Genomic DNA, 17,415 nt, shown 5'->3' with positions numbered 1-17,415 from the left:
TTCCCTTCTCCGGAACCCGGACTTACAGGCTCATGATCAGTACCAACGATATCCGCGCACAATTCCTCCAGTATTTTGAATCTCACGGGCACCGTATTCTTCCGTCGGCCTCTCTGGTTCCGCAGAATGACCCGTCCCTACTCTTCACCAATGCAGGGATGGTGCCTTTTAAGAATGTCTTTACTGGGCAAGAAACCCTTCCCTTCAAACGGGCCACAACGGCTCAGAAGGTCGTCCGTGCCGGTGGGAAACATAACGATCTGGACAATGTCGGCTACACAGCCCGGCATCACACCTTCTTTGAAATGATGGGTAATTTCAGCTTTGGAGATTACTTCAAGGCTGAAGTCATTGAATTTGCATGGAACCTTCTGACCAAGGGCTTTAACATCCCAGCTGAGAAGCTGCTCGTCACTGTCTATGCAGACGACCACGAAGCCGCTTCACTCTGGAAGAAGATTGCTGGCCTTTCGGACGATAAGATCATTCCCATCGCCACGTCTGATAATTTCTGGCGCATGGGCGATACCGGCCCCTGTGGTCCATCCTCTGAAATCTTCTACGATCACGGCCCGTCTGTCGCCGGCGGCCCTCCGGGCAGCCCCGATGAAGATGGGGATCGTTTTGTCGAGATTTGGAACCTCGTCTTCATGCAGTTCTTTGAAGAAGGCGAAGGTAAGCGTACGAACCTGCCCCACCCCTCCATTGATACAGGCATGGGGCTGGAGCGTTTCGCCGCTGTTATGCAGGGCAAAAAAGACAATTACGACACAGACACCATCCGTGCGCTCATCGAAGCCTCTGCTGACCTCCTAAAGCAGGATGCTGATGGACGTTTCAAGACAAGCCACCGTGTCGTAGCTGATCATCTGCGCTCCACAGCCTTCCTCATCTCTGATGGTGTTCTGCCCTCCCGTGAAGGTCGAGGCTATGTGCTGCGCCGTATCATGCGCCGTGCCATGCGTCATCTTCACCTTATGGGCTCTAAAGAGCCAGTGTTCTACCGTCTGCTACCTGCCCTCATCCAGCAGATGGGCCATGCCTACCCCGAGCTGAACCAGCATAAGGCTCTAATCACCGAGACTATGAAGGGTGAGGAAGAACGCTTCTCCGCCCTGCTGGGCCGTGGCATGGCCTTGTTGGAAGACGAAATGGATCGCCTCTCCAGCAACGGTCATCTGCCCGGTGATGTGGCCTTCAAACTCTACGACACATTCGGCTTCCCGCTGGACCTGACACAGGATGTGCTGCGTGAACGTGGCCATAAAGTGGATGAGGCCGGTTTCGAAAGTGCTATGGCCGAGCAGCGTCAACGTGCCCGTGCCGCTTGGGTTGGCTCTGGCGATAGCGCCGTGGAAACTGTTTGGTTCGATGCCCGTGACCGTTTCGGCGGAACAGAGTTCCTTGGCTATGTCAGCGAAGCTGCGGATGCTCAGGTACAAGCCATCTTCCGGGGTAGTGACGAACTGGCCGAGGCCAAAGCGGGTGATGAAGTCGCCATTCTACTCAACCAGTCCCCCTTCTATGGAGAAAGTGGCGGTCAAGTTGGTGATCATGGCACGCTGACAGGCCCCGGCCTGCGCATCGAGATCACCGACACGCAGAAGAAAAACGGCTCCCTGATCGTCCATTATGGTCGCATCGTGGAAGGTACGCTCAAGCCGGGTATGGATGTTCATGCCGAGATCGACCACGTTCGCCGCACCGCCGTGCGGGGGCACCATTCAGCCACCCATCTGCTGCATGAAGCCTTGCGCCGTCACATTGGTGAGCATGTCACCCAAAAAGGTAGCCTGAACACGCCGGACCGCCTGCGTTTCGACATCAGCCAGCCCCGCCCGCTGACAGATGATGAGCTGAAAGCTATTGAAGCCGAGGTGAATGCCCGCATCCGCCAGAACAGCCCGGTCGAAACCCGCCTGATGACGCAGGAACAGGCTATTGAAAGCGGTGCCATGGCTCTCTTCGGGGAGAAGTATGGCGATGAAGTTCGTGTCGTCTTCATGGGGAATGAGGATGAGAAGAACCGTCAGGCCTACTCCATTGAACTCTGCGGCGGAACACATGTGAACCGCCTTGGCGAGATCGGCCTCTTCCGCATCGTGTCCGAAACGGGTGTCTCTTCCGGTGTCCGCCGTATCGAAGCTGTCTGCGGGGCGGCTGCCGAGCAGACCATCCGTACCAGTGAGGACCGTCTCGCTGAAATGGCCGCCCTGCTGAAGGTCACGCCTGCCGAGGCCCCGGCCCGTCTGGCAGCTCTGCTGGAAGAACGTAAGGCTCTCAATGCCCAGATTTCTTCTCTTCAGCACAAGCTGGCCACGGGTGAAGGAGCATCCTCCAGCGAAACTATCGATGGTATTACGCTGGCGGCCCGCTTCCTTGAGGAGGTCAACCCCAAGGACCTCAAGGGGCTGGCTGATGGCCTACTGAAGCAGATTTCCTCCGGTGTGGTGGCTCTCATCTCCGGTGCTAATGAGCGGGGCAGCATCGTTATTGCCGTCAGCAAAGACCTGACGGATCGTTTTGATGCTGTAAAGCTAGCCCGTGAAGCCTCCGCCCTGATGGGCGGCAAAGGCGGCGGCGGTCGCCCGGACATGGCACAGGCTGGTGGCTCCGAGCCTGCGGCAGATGCTGTCTTCGCCATGATCCGCAAGACCTTGGCCGAAGGTTAAGTTTCGACCTCGCCATCCGGTAGGGTTATTTTAAAGAAAGCGTCAGCCCCTTTCCTCATGGGCTGACGCTTTTTTACTATCTGCATCTCACCGCACCATCGCAATACGGCCTGACTTGGCCTTGTCTTTGGTTCTCATGAAAGACATTTCATAAATCAAAAGGGGCTCCACACTGGACGCTCATTAAAAAAATTTTTAGTGTCTGATTTACGGCCAGACCTTCCCGTCTAGCCCGTAATAGTCTCTCATGGGGCCATTGCCCCGCATGATGCGATGCGTCTTTAGTCAGGAAACATAACGCTATGGTCTTCCACCGTAACACTCTTCTGGAACTCCTTGATGGCGTCCATACCTTTGAGAAAGAGGTATATCCGCAGAAAAAGGACCTCTTCCAGAGTCTGGCTTACGATCAGACCCCGCCAACACTGTTCATCACCTGTGCCGACAGCCGCATTAGCCCCAGCTTGATCACACAAACAGAGCCGGGCGAACTGTTCCTTATCCGCAATGTCGGTAATATCGTCCCCGCTTATGGCAACATGGTTGGGGCTGTCGCCTCTGCCATTGAATATGCCGTTGGTGCGCTGCGTGTGAAGAACATCATCATCTGTGGCCACTCCAACTGCGGGGCCATGTCCGCCCTCATCAATCTGGCCACAAACCCGGACAAACTCGCCAATATGCCGACTGTCCGCCGCTGGCTGCATAATGCTGAAGCTGCCGCTGCGACCATTAGCGACCTGCGTGCTGAAGATGTCGGACCGAAAGATGTCCGTGATCTGGCAGAAGCCAATGTCCGCTTGCAGCTCACCCATCTGAAGACACACCCCATTGTTGCCAAGGCTCTATCTCGCAATGAGCTAAACGTGCAAGGTTGGTACTACGACATCCAGAATGGCCGGATGTATATTCTCAATGATGAGAATAAGAAGGAATATTCTGTTGAGGAAGCTATCGCACTCCTCAAAAAGCCCAACTCTACTGACAATGACTAAAAGGGTGCTTTCCCCGATATGGAAAAGCCGTCTGTCCCACGGGGCAGGCGGTTTTTTATGCCGTGCCTTCATCTCATGCCTGTGTGTCGGGATCAGCCTACTTCTTTCCCCTGCCCAAGCATCGGAGAGCATAAAACTGAGTAGCTGGAACATGGACTGGCTCACCCTCCGCCCCGCCCATGACCACGCCTTGCCACCCAACGCTCCTACCCGCACCGCCGCCGATTTTGCCGCTTTGCGCCATTATGCACAGCGTCTCCATAGCGATGTCCTCGCTTTTGAAGAAGTGGACAGCTTGGAAGCGGCCCGGCTTGTCTTCCCGCAAGAGGATTATGATCTCTACATCACGTCTGATCCGATCATCCAAAAGGTCGGGCTGGCCGTTCGGCGCAGTTCTGGGCTGACAGTTACCGTCAATCCAGAAGTAACGGCACTCAACATTCCTCAACGAGGGCATCATCATGCTCTACGGGGTGGTATGGATATTACCCTGCATAAGGGGGCTGCCAGCTTGAGGCTATTGGTCGTCCATCTAAAGACTGGATGCTGGGCCCAACCTCTTGAAGCAAAGAAGCGCGCCTGCTCCCTGCTCTATCAGCAGTTCCATGTCATTGAAAATTGGATGATGGACCGGCTGGATGATGGTACGCCCTTCGCCATACTCGGTGATTTCAACAGACGCCTGACACCATCTGATCCTATCATGCGTCTTCTCCAAAGTGATGCAGACCTCACCCTGACGACCGCTGGCTTCACCAGCCCTTGCCGCCGTAGCGGGGACCTCTTTATCGACCATATCCTACTCGGCAATCAGGCCCGCGGCTGGTTCGTGCCGGGAAGCCTGCGTGTCATGCTGCTCCGCAACGCTCCCAAGGGGCTGACACTGTCGGACCACTGCCCTGTCTCCATCCAAATGCAGCTCCCATGACATGAAAAAAGCCCCCAGCCAATAACTGAGGGGCTTTTCCACGATCCAGAAAAGACCGAAAGGGATCAGTCCTTACCGGCCATACCTATCTGTTTAATGTCATGAAAGCTCAATGCTTCATTCATCTCAACAGCCCGGTTCATCATGAAGCCTGACCCTGCGAGGAAGACCGGGTCTCCATCCAGATCATCCGCCATGGCACTCCGATTGAGGGCCTCGAACTGCTCCAGAGCCGCCTTATCGCCTGTTACCCAGCGGGCCAGCGTAAAGGGTGTACTCTCGAAACCAACCGGCACATTATATTCCGCCTGAAGGCGAGATTGCAGCACATCTAGCTGGAGCGTTCCCACCACCCCGACAATCGGCGGTGCACCATCCTGCGGGCGGAAGAGCTGCACGACACCTTCTTCCGCTAGCTCTACAAGAGCCTGACGCAGCTTCTTAGCCTTCATGGCATCATCCAGCCGCACACGGCGCAAAATCTCCGGTGCAAAGTGCGGAACACCCGTAAAGCGCAAATCCTCGCCATCTGTCAGCGTATCACCAATGCGCAAGGTGCCATGATTGGGAATCCCCACCACATCCCCGGCGAAGGCTTCCTCTACCAGCTGACGATCCTGTGCGAAGAAGAACTGCGGCGTATGAAGCGCAAACTGCTTACCGGTACGCACATGCTTCAAGCGCATGCCCCGAGTCAACTTACCAGAACAAACACGGGCAAAAGCCATGCGATCCCGGTGGTTAGGGTCCATGTTCGCTTGAATCTTGAAGATCAGCGCAGTGACAGCCTCTTCCGTTGCCTGCACATCACGCGTTTCAGAGGGCTGAGCACGGGGCGGCGGCCCGTAGGCTGCCAGAGCATCCAGCAAGTCGGTCACGCCAATCTCCTTCATGGCAGAGCCGAAGAAGACGGGTGTCAGATGCCCTTCATCAAAAAATTCTTTTTCGAAAGGTGGTAGAGCAACCTCGGCCAGCTCTACCTCTTCCCGCATAAGGGCCAGCCGTTCATCATCTTCTGGCAGCTCTTCTTTGAGATGCAGAGACTTTGTGCGCAGATCGTAAATACCGGCGAATTTGGCCGCCCGACCGACTGGCCATGTCGCTGGGGAAACATCCAAGGCTAGCGCATTGGAAATTTCATCCAGCAGGGCAAAGCAATCCTGTGCCTCACGGTCCATCTTGTTGATGAAGGTGACGATGGGAATATCCCGCAAACGGCAGATTTCAAATAGCTTGCGTGTCCGGGCTTCGATACCCTTGGCGGCGTCAATCACCATCACCGCACAATCTACAGCCGTTAGGGTCCGGTAGGTATCTTCGGAGAAGTCCTCATGGCCCGGCGTATCCAACAGATTGAAAACGCAGCCGCCATAATTGAAGGTCATCACCGAGGTGACAACTGAAATACCACGGTCCTTCTCAATATTCATCCAGTCCGACCGGGTACGCCGCCGCTCCCCCTTGGCCCGGACATTCCCGGCCATCTGAATAGCCCCACCAGCCCGCAGGATGCGTTCTGTCAGTGTGGTTTTACCAGCATCCGGATGGGAAATAATGGCAAAGGTGCGCCGCCGGGGAATTTCCGCAGCAATGGTAGGGTCGGACATATCAGCTTTCCTGAAAAGAGAGCGTAAGAAACGGCAAACGCCGGACGGTAAAACCGCCCGGCGTCTCCGTATACAGCCAATGACCGTATCTTAGCGGGAGTAGAACTCGACCACCAGATTCGGTTCCATCTGCACCGGGTAAGGCACATCGGAAAGCTGCGGAACGCGGATGAAGGAACCCTTCATCTGGCGATGATCCACTTCGATGTATTCCGGCACATCACGCTCGGCGCTCTGCACGGCATCCAGAACGATAGCGAGCTGCTTGGACTTCTCACGCACCTCGATCACATCGCCTTCCTTCACCAGGTAGGACGGGATGTTGACGCGCTTGCCGTTAACCAGCACATGACCGTGGCTGACGAACTGACGAGCAGCGAACGGTGTCATGGCGAATTTCAGACGGTAGATGACGGCATCCAGGCGACGCTCCAGCAGACCGATCAGGTTCTCGGAGGTATCACCCTTGCGGCGCACGGCCTCATCATAATAGCGACGGAACTGCTTCTCGCTGATGTTACCATAGTAACCCTTCAGCTTCTGCTTAGCCATCAGCTGGACAGAGTAGTCAGACGGCTTCTGGCGGCGACGCTGACCATGCTGGCCCGGGCCATACTCACGACGGTTCACCGGGGACTTAGCACGGCCCCACAGGTTAACGCCGAGACGGCGGTTAATTTTGTACTTGCTCTCAAGACGTTTTGACATCGGTTAAACCCGCATTTCTGTCAGACCGGCGAACCTGCGCGGCGGCCCTTTGTTGCACCGGTAGGCTCCTCCCCCTCCACCCGAAGTGGAACAGAAAGAACGGAACAGCCTACGAGCCTTATGGAATACTACGCCACAGCACGCACTATTCCGGCCAGACCATCCGACATTCCCGGCAATGCACATGCCGTTACACGAGGCCATACGGACTGTCAAGAACTGCCACCATCTCCTGCCCTGTACACCACCTTTTTGCCCCTAGATGGAGATTGAAAAAACCGGGCCATATCCCCTATACCCCAGACTCCCTAATCAGACTGGAGAACTCCCTTTATGGAGCCGACCGAAACGGTTACAGGCCCGCGCCTGCGTCCACCCCATGGTGTTGCCCCTGCCATTGCGGCCCTCATGCTAGGGACATTCACCATCGGCACCGGTGAGTTCGGCATGATGGGTATTCTACCCGCTTTCTCCCATGCCCTGAATATTTCCATTGGGCAGGCCAGTGCTGTTATCTCGGCCTATGCGCTGGGGGTTGTGGTGGGAGCCCCCATCATGGCCATTGCCGGAGCGCATCTGCCCCGCCGGACCATATTGCTGCTTCTGCTCTCCCTCTTCTGCATTGGCAATATCGGCACCATCCTATTCTCACCACTGCTCCCTATTGAGGTGATGCGCTTCATCACGGGGCTGCCGCATGGCGCCTTTTTTGGCATTGCTGCCCTGACGGGGGCTTCTATGGTGGAACGAGCACGACGTGGTCGGGCGATCAGCATGGTGCTCTCAGGCATCATGTTCTCCACCGTTATCGGCGCACCGCTCAGCACGTTCCTCTCTCAGTATATCTCATGGGAGGCCATCTATGGCGCTCTCTCCGTACTGGGGCTGCTCTGTGTGGCGGGTGTAGCGTTCCTCATCCCAGCGGATCGCCCGCAGGCCAACGTCAATGCCCTTTCAGAGCTGACAGCCTTCAAAAACCCCCATGTGCTACTAACCCTGCTAACAGGGGCCATCGGCTTTGGTGGCATGTTTGCCGTCTACACCTTTCTAACCTCTGCTCTAGGGCAGGTAACGCATCTCAATCATTGGATGATCACGCTCTATCAGGTCATCTGGGGATGCGGGATGGTAGCAGGCAATTCCTTTGGTGGGGCCATGATCGACCGGAACCTCGACCGTACCACCATTTTCAGTTTGATTGGCAGCATCATCTTCATGCTGGCATTCTGGCTCTTCCTGCCTTCCAGCATTACCATGCTGGTCGTCTGTTTCTTTCTGCCCGCTGCCACGGTCATTCTTAGCCCGGCCATGCAGTCCCGCCTTATGGAAGTTGCCGGAGATGCCCAGACACTGGCTGCTTCACTGAATCATTCAGCCTTCAACATCGCTAATGCTCTGGGGGCATCTCTGGGGGCCATGCTCGTGGAGAATGGTCTGGGTATTGGTTCAGTCGGATGGGGTGGTGCCATTCTCTCGGCCGGTGGGCTGCTGATCTATTTCATCACGCTATACGTTGCCCACCGACACAAAGCATGACCCAACTGGAAAGGCCCCCTCAGCCGGGGGCCTGACCGTTGGAGACGGGAACGACCGGTGCCGTTTCCTCCAATGAGCCTTCAATATCGGACAGAACGCTGCTGCTACCCAGCGTACCGGCAGCATAAGCCAGAGAAGCTGCAGCACTCAGCATCCCGTAATAACTGTCCGAAACGGCCAAGCGAGCGTTGAGCAACGTATTCTGCAGTTCCAGCATACGGGTCATCGTACCATCACCAGAGCGATAGGCTGTCAGGGCGGCATCAAAGCCTGTCTGACTGGCCTTCTGAAGGCTCAGGGCGGCCTGATAGGCTGTAATGCCCGTATGGAGCATGGCCTCGGCACTCACAATGGTACGCACCGCATTATTCTGCGTATCCTGAAGGGCGGCACGGGCACTATCTTCCCGCTCATGCGCCTGACGGAGGCGATTGCGGCGCAAACCACCATCATAGATGGGCACGGTAATCCCCGCTGTAATCAGGCTTCCGAACGTATGAACCCGGTCATTAAGCGAATTCGTATTCACGAGTGGCAGATTACGGAGGCGGATATCATCAAACCCGTACCCGACATTACCGCTCATGAATATCTGCGGCCTATAGCTAGCCCGGGCCCCTTCCACTGCGCTTTGAGCGGCCCGTAAGCTCGTATAGGCTGCCAGAACATCCGGGCGACGCCCCACGGCCTCGTGCACCATGTCTTCACTGAGACGGATATCCTCAACACGGATGTTCCGCCCGGTATCCGTCTGGACATGCAAAGGCTGGGACGGATTCAAACCAACCGCTGTCAGCAATTCCAGGCGATAGGTTTTTACATCACCTTCCGTCCGGGCCAATACAAGCTCGGCCTCTGCCACGGCCTGCTCGGCCTGTGCTGTATCAATGACCGTCCCTTCCCCGTTGCGCAGATTTGCATCCGCTGCACGAGCAATAGCATGGGCATTCTCGAGGGACTGACGCACGAGCGAAACGTTATTCAACGCTGCCGCATACCGATAATACGCCAAAGCTACCTGATGAATGACCTTTTGATGTTCCCCCGTAAACAGGATGTTCTGCCCGATGCTTTTCTGAGTTGCTTCCTCCATAACGGCACGCCGCTTACCGAAGTCGAAGAGAAGCCACTCCAGCCCTACCTGCTGACGTTCCAATGTCCCATGAATACGGGTATTGGTATTGACCTTAACCCCATCGGACCGGAAACGGTTATGAGGCTCCAGAACCCCGTAGCCTCCTAGGGCAGTCGCTGTCAGATGAGGAAGATAGGCAGAACGGGCAATACCGGTCTCTGCCGCACTCTCTCTAGCAGCATCCCACGCCTGACGGGTGGAGGGATTGATGGACTGCGCCATGTCGATCAGGTCCACCAGATTATAGGAATGGTCCACCTGAACAGTCCCCAACGCAGCGGGCTGTGGCAGGGCATGATCCGAGGATAAACGGTACCCGGCAGGCATCTTCAACATACGGCCGCCTTTATGGCCCGGTGCGCCTTTTTCGTGCCCCTCAATAATATGGCCGTTTGCATCGACTGGTGCCGCCCACGGCTGGTCGGGTGCAAGAGGCATGTTCTGCATGGCTGTAGTCTGGCAGCCGCTCAATGCGCTACCACAGAGAAGAACAGTGCAGACCAGTGCAGCCCTGCGCCACATCGGCCTTTCACCCTGTTTTATGGAAGGATACCTGCCACGAGATGATGTCTGATGAGACTGCCCCTGTATCTTTCCCTGCGTCATGTCCTGTTTCCACACAAAACCATCCATCAGAGACCTCCTCCTTCGTTAAGGGAAGTGGCCTCCCCCCCCTTCAAAATCTGCCCTAGACGGAGGGCCTGTTTCTGCCGGTTAGCAGCAATATCGCCGAACAAACACCCAGCACTTACGACCGCACGCCGCAGAAACAACATATATTGCCGCATCCGATGTTTTGTCGGGCGCATGGCTGCTGGTTCTATCATAACCTGCCGTAGCTGACTCATGGCACCGCTAGCCGTTTCCTGCACCTTTGCAGCCTGCAATATGCGCTGATCCTGATTCCAATCCGTCACATCCTGCGCCAACAGGCCATCAAGAGCCTTCAGCTTTTGCAGGGCACCGCCCATCGCACTGTGGGGCCAGAACAAAGTATGCACGACATAGGTAATGGCCAAGCCAATCAAAATACCGATGATACGATCGCGCGGGACAGTCAGGTCTGTTATGGGGGTATATTTAGCGAGATCGGACAGTGTGAAGGTTACGATGATCTGCAACCCAAGATAGGAAATACGCTGATCGCCGGCCTTCACCCACGCGCCGATGAAGATGACCACACCCATAACAAGCATGATTTCGGCTATATTCGTCATATGCGGCATAAGCCATATGATAGTCCCCATGGCCATGCAGCAGCCCATCAGGGCACCGACAATACGCAGGCGCTGCTTGTCCAGCACAGCCCCCATCGTTGGTAGAGAGACGATGAAGCAGGTAACAATGCAGGTGTGTACACCCGGCCAATTCAGCATCTTATATGTGATGATGGCAATACAGACAGATACGGTACCCTTAACGGCATAACGGATATGTTCCCGGTCCGTAAAAGCCCCGGGGAGAAAAAAGCCCGGCTTCTTCTTTGGGGGGGCGGCACTGCCGGCTGGACCGGATGGCAACTGCACCTCTTCGGCGGTCAGTGGCTTCTCAAACCCGTTCAGCAGACGCTCTATTTCATGCGTAATCTCACCTGAACAGACCTGCGGGCCTTCCATATCAACAGGGCGACCGTTTGTTTCGAAATAATCGGCCACTTCATTCAGGCGATCTGCCAGATAGGTACAATCTTCCCTAGGGATGGCCACATGGGGCTTCAAGCAACGTTCAACAAATTGCAAAATTCCGAAACTGTTCAGTGCGGCACGGCGCAGATAGGATAGGTCCTCTGTGCTCCAACGCTGCTCCACAGTAGCGGCCCCGAGCAGGCCAAACATGCCACTGACACCCTCGCCCACAGTATCCATGACAGCATCCTGCCACGCCTGAGGGATCAGTCGCCCTTCTCCTCGCCGCCCCAGACATTTTGCCGATAGACGTAGCCGCTCAATAATCTGGTCTGTCAGAACGTGCTCTGGTGAAGGGGAAAGGCAGCTTCCCAGAAAAGCAATCATACCACCAATGATGAGGAACACACGCCACGCAGACAGAACAAGACGGGCGATGCTATCGCCATTCTGCACACTATCCAGCGATACCAGCATATAAGATAGGATCAACCCACCAATAACACTGATCATGCCAAGAATAGTTGTTGTACTTAGGAAGAAAAAAATGAAGCTGAGTATAAGATTGAAGATCAGTGTTGCTAAAAAATTGTTAATTGTCGTAGCAACACCTACATAAAGAACACCCGTCACGCCAGAAAAGAAGATGACGTACATGACGGATACCTTCATGTTCGCCACCCTATTACCTTGCCAGAGCGCCCCCAATGTAAGGGTTAGCAAGGTCAACATCGGGAGCTGCCAAATCTCGCCAATGAGAACGACCACCATACAAAGTATGGCAGTCCGCAAGGCAAGAGCCGTACGTCCACGGGTTGGCCTTATAATCAGCCGCCATAGACGCATAAAGGCGTCATAGTAGGGTTTAAGCATGGCAGGCAGCACCATGGAGAATTTCCACGTTGGCTGTTGCACCCAGTCTCATCAGATATTCAGGAGCGTGATCAATCTTGATACGCACAGGGAAACGCTGGGCGATATGCACCCAGTCCATCTGCCGCTCGACATACGGCACCCCACGGTCACTTTCCTTCATGTAGTCGGTCAGCACACCACGGCCGATACTCTCGACAACACCATGAATAGCCTTACTACGGTCGATCATGGAGTAAACAGTCACACAGGCACCCGGGTGAACAGGCTTCAGGTTAATCTCCCGGATCGGGGCCAGAGCATACCATTCATCTTTGGACACCAGAGTGAACAGATTTTGGTTGGCAGCCAGCACCTCGCCTTCCCGAACATTCAGGCTGGTTACATAACCATCAATATCAGCCGAAACACGAGTCTGCCGCAGCTCATAGCGGGCATGCTCCACCGCAACGGAAGCCTCCTGAAGCATAGCCTCGGCGTGCTTTACGTCACCAATGGCAACCTGACTGGCCTGCTGCTCGTGCTGAGCTTCCGCCAACGCATCAACAGCAGAATTGAACTTCGTCACGGCCTGGTCATAAACCTGCCAAGACACATAATGCTGCTCTGCCAGCGGTTTGAGACGGGTTACTGTACGCCAAGCAAGGTCCTTCTCATCTTCCGCCTGGTGCCGCCTGCGCTCATTACTTGCCGCATTGGCCATACGCACAGCCAGCGCACGCCGTGCATCATTCAAATCAGCCTGTGCCTGCGTCTCGCTTGCCTCAGCCTTGTGTAGAGCAATCTCATAAGGCTCTGGGTCGATCTGGTAGAGCAGGTCCCCTTTATGGACAACCTGATTATCCCGGACGGAAAGCGTCTGGAGGCGTCCCCCCACAAGAGCGGCAACATGCACGCTCTCCGTGTAAATAACGGCACTATCACTATTGGGGTGCTGCCCTGACTGGTGATCCACATAAAGGACACCCAGCAGAGCGCATACCAAAGTGGCCATCGCAATCGCACTTCCCACCGGGAAGCGGCCTTTAATCCGTTCTTTTTTCATGAAACCGCCCTTATTGCCCGTAGAGAAGAAGCCAAGCAATCAACCCCAGCATCGTGCCCATGGAGAGATAGGTCACCAGATGGTACCGCAACAAACCATCCACATGCAGGATCATGAAAACCAGCCGTAGCAGGGCAGCACCAACCGCACCTATAAACAAGCATATAAGCCACGCCGGGAAATAAGCCCCTGCCAGAGGGAAGCTCGGCGCCCCAATGCTGGCCCAGCCTTGCACTGGGGCCATAAGCAAAGCAAGACCCAACCATGGGCCCCCACGGGACCTAATAGAAAATACTCCGGGCAGCTTCATGCACGCTCCTGTTTCCACCTACTGGGACAATACGCAACTCCGCAGAGCCCGCCCCCAGACACGCAGGCACTACTGCCTTCGCAAAGCATCTGACCAACCAGATCACTCATGTTTTTTAATACGCTGAGATGCCCGACCATACGGGACCACACCCCCTTTTTCAAACGAATTAAGGAGGGGGGACACCCCAGATTCAGCCAGCCTAGGGTTAATAGTCGAACACACCATGCGTCTTCCCAAACAACGTTCCAGATTACCTATCCTCCCACAGGGCATCACGGCAAGTGACCTTTTTAAGGCCGGGTGGCTGCCGTGCGGTACAACAGCAGATACAGCCGCCCCCCAAGGGCAAAAGCCGTTACGCCCAGCCCTGCGGCAAGTCCTATCCACAGACCTTGCACACCGTACCCCCACCGGAAAGCCAGCCAATATCCCAAACCAATACCCACAACCCCATAGCTAACAATGCTGATAACCATAGGAATGAACGTATCCCCACAGCCCCGCAACGCCCCGTTGCAAACTGCCTGCACTCCATCCACGATCTGAAAAATCCCAGCGATTTTCAGCAGCAGAACCGTTGTGGTAAACGTGCCAACATCTGGCGGGGTCCCCGTATAATAAAGACGGGCCACAACCTCGGGCATCAAAATGAGAACCAGCCCTGTCATGACGGTCCAGCCCAACACGAGCAACAAGGCACCGCTGGAGGCACGACAGGCCTCCGCCGTTTTTTTCGCCCCCCGCCAATAGGCAACCCGCACATTCGCAGCCTGCCCAATGGCCAAACAGACCATGAAAAAGAGGGAAATAGTATTCAATGCCACCTGATGCGCCGCAAGGCTGCGCGTTCCCAACCGTCCAGCATTCAGTGTCGTAATCTGGAACAGCAGCAGTTCAGAGGCCGCCGTAATCATCATGGGCAAGCCCAGTACCAGCAGCTCCTTTAGAAGAGGCCACCGCACCCTCGCCGGCTTTAACAGCCCCCGCAAGCTGGGCCGCCAGAGGCAGAGAAGTAAAAGAACGAGGCTCATGGCCCAGCCTGTCAGCATCGTGGCGTGGGCGGACCCAAACAGGCCATAGGCAGGCAGCCCCAACCAACCATGTATCAGGGCCGCATTAAGCACCCCATTACACAAGGCCATGGCAGGCATCGTCCAGAGCAACAGGGATTCTGCTCCGAGCGATGGCAATGCTACACGGCACAGCCCTAGCAGAACCAGATTGGGAAAGAGCGCATAAAGCAACACATTGATGAACTGTCCCCCCTGCTCCGTCACCATGAATGGCTCACCCATCAGCCCAAATATGCGGCTAGAACAGAGCAACAGGATCAAACAGGGAATGAACGCCAGCAAACCCAGCACGGCCCCCGCACTGATGATGCTCCGTCTGTCATGGCCTTCCCCATGACCATGCTCCACTCCGCCACGGGCATGGGACAGCAACACACCGACTCCACCCAACACAGCCTGAAAAGAGATCATGGTCGTGAAGAAGAAATTATTAGAAATCCCTCCAATGGCCACAGCGTCCACCCCGAGGCTTCCCAACAGGATGGTATCAGTCACCCCCATAGCCATCTCCGAAAGCTGAGAGAGAGCAAGAGGCAAACCAACCTGAATCAAAGTGCGGATGTGAGCGGACATCCCCACAGCAGGGGCGACATGTTTCATTCTGGGTGTGGACATGAGTTTGTCTCTATCGCATATAACCCAAAGCGCAAGTGCTAAAGAGTGATTTCCCTGTTGCACCAGACGCATCTCTGTCGCATTGAACAGACATGAGCACGCAGCAGAGCAATCCAGACCCGATGTCCACCCAGTCCGGCTTGAGGCTTCATAATAGCCATCAGCGTTCGACTGTCCCTTTCACCCCTGATGATGCCACCAATGTCCGCCTCTATTTCTGTGGACCGACCGTCTATGACCGGGTGCATCTTGGTAATCTACGTTCCATGCTAAGTGCAGACGTGCTTGTCCGTCTGCTCCGTGCGCTCTATCCGCAGGTTACCTATGTCCGCAATATCACCGATATTGATGACAAAATCATTCAGCGGGCACGAGAAAATAACGAAGACATCGCTCGCCTAACAGAACGTACCACACAGGATTTTCACGACGATCTCGCCGCTCTGAACATCCTACCCCCTACTATTGAACCCAGAGCCACACAGCATATTCCTGATATGCTGAAAATGATCGACCGTCTCATCACGCAGGGTCATGCGTACGAAGCAGACGGGCATGTGCTTTTTGATGTCACGTCTTTCCCCAGCTACGGCGCCCTATCTGGCCGTTCGCTGGAAGATATGCAGGCCGGTGCCCGTGTGGAAGTCGCCGGTTATAAACGTAACCCCGGTGACTTCGTCCTCTGGAAACCATCCAGCGAGGATGAACCGGGTTGGGATAGCCCCTATGGTCGTGGCCGCCCCGGCTGGCACATCGAATGTTCTGCCATGGCTGAACGTTACCTCGGGGAAAGTTTCGACATTCATGGCGGCGGGAATGACCTGCTCTTCCCCCATCATGAAAATGAACGGGCACAGTCTCTCTGCTGCTACCCTCACAGCCATTTTGCCCGCCATTGGCTCCATACCGGGATGCTACTTTCCGGCGGGGAGAAAATGTCCAAATCGCTGGGTAATTTCCACACTATCCATGAAGTACTAGACCGCACCCCGGCAGAGGCCCTGCGCCTGCTTTTCCTTGGGTCGCATTACCGCTCCACGTTGGATTTTACATGGGAGAAGCTGGACGAAGCCCGCCGCATTATGGACCGCTTCTACCGGGCACTGGAGAAAACCACTCCCACAGCAACAGATGCCGTCCCGGCTGATGTACTGGATGCTCTTTGTGATGACCTCAACACGCCGTTGGCTCTCAGCGTGCTTCACCGCTATGCCGATGCTGCACTAGATGGCCAGCAGGAAGCGGCAAATCTTCTCCTCGCAGGGGGGCAGCTTTTGGGCCTCTTTACCATGAGTCCCGCTGATTGGTTCCAGGGGGGAACAGAACTTGACCCCGCCGCCATTGAGGCCCTGATTGAACAACGTCTTGCGGCCCGTAAGGCCCGTGATTTTGCTCTGGCTGACCAGATACGCAATGATCTGGCAGAAAAGGGCATCCTGCTGGAAGATGGCCCAGCCGGTACAATCTGGCGGAAAGGATAATATACCCCATGACAGGCCGTAACGGCGGGGCCGATCTGGCCCCACCCGCTCCTTTTGACCCCGTTGTCATTCTCGTCCGCCCTCAACTGGCCGAAAATATCGGGACTACAGCCCGGGCCATGGCTAATGGTGGGCTGTTCCATCTCCGCCTCGTGGCCCCGCGTGATGGCTGGCCACAACCCCGGGCTTGGTATGCCTCCTCCGGGGCTGATCGCATCCTTGAAGAAGCCACAGTCTTCGAAACGGTCGATGATGCCATCGCCGATCTACACCGTGTTTTTGCCACCTGCCCCCGCCCCCGCCATATCATCAAGCCGGTCATGACGGCTCGTGGTGCTGCGGCAGAACTGCGAGCTACCAGCAGCCGGAAACTAAAAAGCGGTATCCTCTTCGGCCCAGAACGGGCAGGACTGGATAATGAAGACATGGCCCGGGCCGATACGCTCATCCGCTATCCACTCAACCCCCGTTTCATGTCGCTCAATCTGGCTCAGGCTGTGCTTGTTATGGCCTATGAATGGTATCTGACAGAAGATACCGTGCCCGAGCAGTATCTCATGACCAATGAGACACATGTCGCTACGAAAGGTGAGGTTGAAAACTTCATGACCCACCTTCTGCGGGACCTTGATGAATGTGGCTTTCTGCACCACGAGCAGAAACGCCCGGGTATGATCCGCAATCTCCGCCATCTGTTCGCCCGTGGTGAAATCACCGAGCAGGAATTGCGGACACTGCATGGTGTCGTCAGTGAACTTTCACGGGCACGGAAGATACGCCATACAAAATGATGCCATTCTTGCCCGGCA

13 protein-coding genes are annotated in these 17,415 nt (G+C 55.5%); 6 read left to right on the top strand and 7 right to left on the bottom strand.

Annotation, left to right across the window (positions count from 1 at the left end; translation table 11 throughout):
• Positions 1 to 32: 32 nt before the first annotated feature.
• The 3 genes from alaS (at position 33) to AL01_RS06400 (ending at position 4,595) form a co-directional block, all read left to right on the top strand.
• Positions 33 to 2,672, top strand: a complete 2,640-nt coding sequence (gene alaS, locus AL01_RS06410) for an alanine--tRNA ligase (protein ID WP_077396614.1) — start codon at positions 33 to 35, stop codon at positions 2,670 to 2,672.
• Positions 2,673 to 2,974: 302 nt separating this feature from the next.
• On the top strand, positions 2,975 to 3,667 hold the full coding sequence (locus AL01_RS06405) for a carbonic anhydrase (protein WP_077396613.1): 693 nt from the start codon (positions 2,975 to 2,977) through the stop codon (positions 3,665 to 3,667).
• Between the two features lie 151 nt (positions 3,668 to 3,818).
• A complete protein-coding gene (locus tag AL01_RS06400) occupies positions 3,819 to 4,595 on the top strand; it encodes an endonuclease/exonuclease/phosphatase family protein (RefSeq protein WP_143280712.1) in 777 nt (258 codons plus the stop codon).
• Between the two features lie 65 nt (positions 4,596 to 4,660).
• Here the strand turns inward: AL01_RS06400 and AL01_RS06395 are convergent, their stop codons facing one another.
• Both AL01_RS06395 and rpsD read right to left on the bottom strand, forming a co-directional pair.
• Positions 4,661 to 6,202: a peptide chain release factor 3 gene (locus tag AL01_RS06395; protein WP_077396612.1), complete on the bottom strand. Its 1,542-nt coding sequence runs from the start codon at positions 6,200 to 6,202 to the stop codon at positions 4,661 to 4,663.
• 90 nt (positions 6,203 to 6,292) lie between these two features.
• Positions 6,293 to 6,910 (bottom strand): 30S ribosomal protein S4, encoded by a 618-nt coding sequence (gene rpsD / locus AL01_RS06390; RefSeq protein WP_077396611.1) that lies wholly within the window; start codon positions 6,908 to 6,910, stop codon positions 6,293 to 6,295.
• 333 nt (positions 6,911 to 7,243) lie between these two features.
• On the opposite strand from rpsD, the gene AL01_RS06385 reads away from it, so the two are divergent.
• Positions 7,244 to 8,446: an MFS transporter gene (locus AL01_RS06385; RefSeq protein ID WP_077396610.1), complete on the top strand. Its 1,203-nt coding sequence runs from the start codon at positions 7,244 to 7,246 to the stop codon at positions 8,444 to 8,446.
• A gap of 19 nt (positions 8,447 to 8,465) precedes the next feature.
• On the opposite strand, the gene AL01_RS06380 is transcribed toward AL01_RS06385, so the two are convergent.
• The 5 genes from AL01_RS06380 to AL01_RS06360 all read right to left on the bottom strand — a co-directional run bounded on the left by AL01_RS06380 (position 8,466) and on the right by AL01_RS06360 (position 15,125).
• Positions 8,466 to 10,214 carry a TolC family protein gene (locus AL01_RS06380; RefSeq protein ID WP_077396609.1) on the bottom strand — a complete coding sequence of 583 codons (1,749 nt, stop codon included), beginning with the start codon at positions 10,212 to 10,214 and terminating at the stop codon, positions 8,466 to 8,468.
• A complete protein-coding gene (locus tag AL01_RS06375; protein ID WP_158075945.1) occupies positions 10,214 to 12,121 on the bottom strand; it encodes an FUSC family protein in 1,908 nt (635 codons plus the stop codon). The genes AL01_RS06380 and AL01_RS06375 overlap by 1 nt, the downstream gene beginning before the upstream one ends.
• The gene (mdtN, locus tag AL01_RS06370) at positions 12,072 to 13,124 is read right to left on the bottom strand and encodes a multidrug transporter subunit MdtN (protein ID WP_077396607.1); all 1,053 of its coding nucleotides are present in this window, start codon (positions 13,122 to 13,124) and stop codon (positions 12,072 to 12,074) included. Before mdtN ends, AL01_RS06375 begins: the two co-directional genes overlap by 50 nt.
• Before the next feature lie 10 nt (positions 13,125 to 13,134).
• Positions 13,135 to 13,434: a YtcA family lipoprotein gene (locus AL01_RS06365; RefSeq protein WP_077396606.1), complete on the bottom strand. Its 300-nt coding sequence runs from the start codon at positions 13,432 to 13,434 to the stop codon at positions 13,135 to 13,137.
• A 293-nt stretch (positions 13,435 to 13,727) separates the two neighbouring features.
• A complete protein-coding gene (locus tag AL01_RS06360) occupies positions 13,728 to 15,125 on the bottom strand; it encodes an MATE family efflux transporter (RefSeq protein WP_241502737.1) in 1,398 nt (465 codons plus the stop codon).
• A 92-nt stretch (positions 15,126 to 15,217) separates the two neighbouring features.
• Between AL01_RS06360 and cysS the strand changes: the two genes are divergently transcribed.
• Positions 15,218 to 16,606 (top strand): cysteine--tRNA ligase, encoded by a 1,389-nt coding sequence (gene cysS / locus AL01_RS06355; RefSeq protein ID WP_408735440.1) that lies wholly within the window; start codon positions 15,218 to 15,220, stop codon positions 16,604 to 16,606.
• An 8-nt stretch (positions 16,607 to 16,614) separates the two neighbouring features.
• Positions 16,615 to 17,397 (top strand): RNA methyltransferase, encoded by a 783-nt coding sequence (locus AL01_RS06350; protein WP_077396605.1) that lies wholly within the window; start codon positions 16,615 to 16,617, stop codon positions 17,395 to 17,397.
• Positions 17,398 to 17,415: the final 18 nt, after the last annotated feature.

The organism is Bombella intestini, from assembly GCF_002003665.1.
Lineage (GTDB): Bacteria > Pseudomonadota > Alphaproteobacteria > Acetobacterales > Acetobacteraceae > Bombella > Bombella intestini.
This window is presented reverse-complemented; position numbering and strand designations above follow the sequence as displayed.

Coding starts and splice junctions, on each gene's coding strand:
- alaS (WP_077396614.1), top strand. CDS start 33: ATGATCAGTACCAACGATATCCGCGCACAATTCCTCCAGTATTTTGAA.
- AL01_RS06405 (WP_077396613.1), top strand. CDS start 2,975: ATGGTCTTCCACCGTAACACTCTTCTGGAACTCCTTGATGGCGTCCAT.
- AL01_RS06400 (WP_143280712.1), top strand. CDS start 3,819: ATGGACTGGCTCACCCTCCGCCCCGCCCATGACCACGCCTTGCCACCC.
- AL01_RS06395 (WP_077396612.1), bottom strand. CDS start 6,202: ATGTCCGACCCTACCATTGCTGCGGAAATTCCCCGGCGGCGCACCTTT.
- rpsD (WP_077396611.1), bottom strand. CDS start 6,910: ATGTCAAAACGTCTTGAGAGCAAGTACAAAATTAACCGCCGTCTCGGC.
- AL01_RS06385 (WP_077396610.1), top strand. CDS start 7,244: ATGGAGCCGACCGAAACGGTTACAGGCCCGCGCCTGCGTCCACCCCAT.
- AL01_RS06380 (WP_077396609.1), bottom strand. CDS start 10,214: ATGGATGGTTTTGTGTGGAAACAGGACATGACGCAGGGAAAGATACAG.
- mdtN (WP_077396607.1), bottom strand. CDS start 13,124: ATGAAAAAAGAACGGATTAAAGGCCGCTTCCCGGTGGGAAGTGCGATT.
- AL01_RS06365 (WP_077396606.1), bottom strand. CDS start 13,434: ATGAAGCTGCCCGGAGTATTTTCTATTAGGTCCCGTGGGGGCCCATGG.
- AL01_RS06360 (WP_241502737.1), bottom strand. CDS start 15,125: ATGTCCACACCCAGAATGAAACATGTCGCCCCTGCTGTGGGGATGTCC.
- cysS (WP_408735440.1), top strand. CDS start 15,218: ATGAGCACGCAGCAGAGCAATCCAGACCCGATGTCCACCCAGTCCGGC.
- AL01_RS06350 (WP_077396605.1), top strand. CDS start 16,615: ATGACAGGCCGTAACGGCGGGGCCGATCTGGCCCCACCCGCTCCTTTT.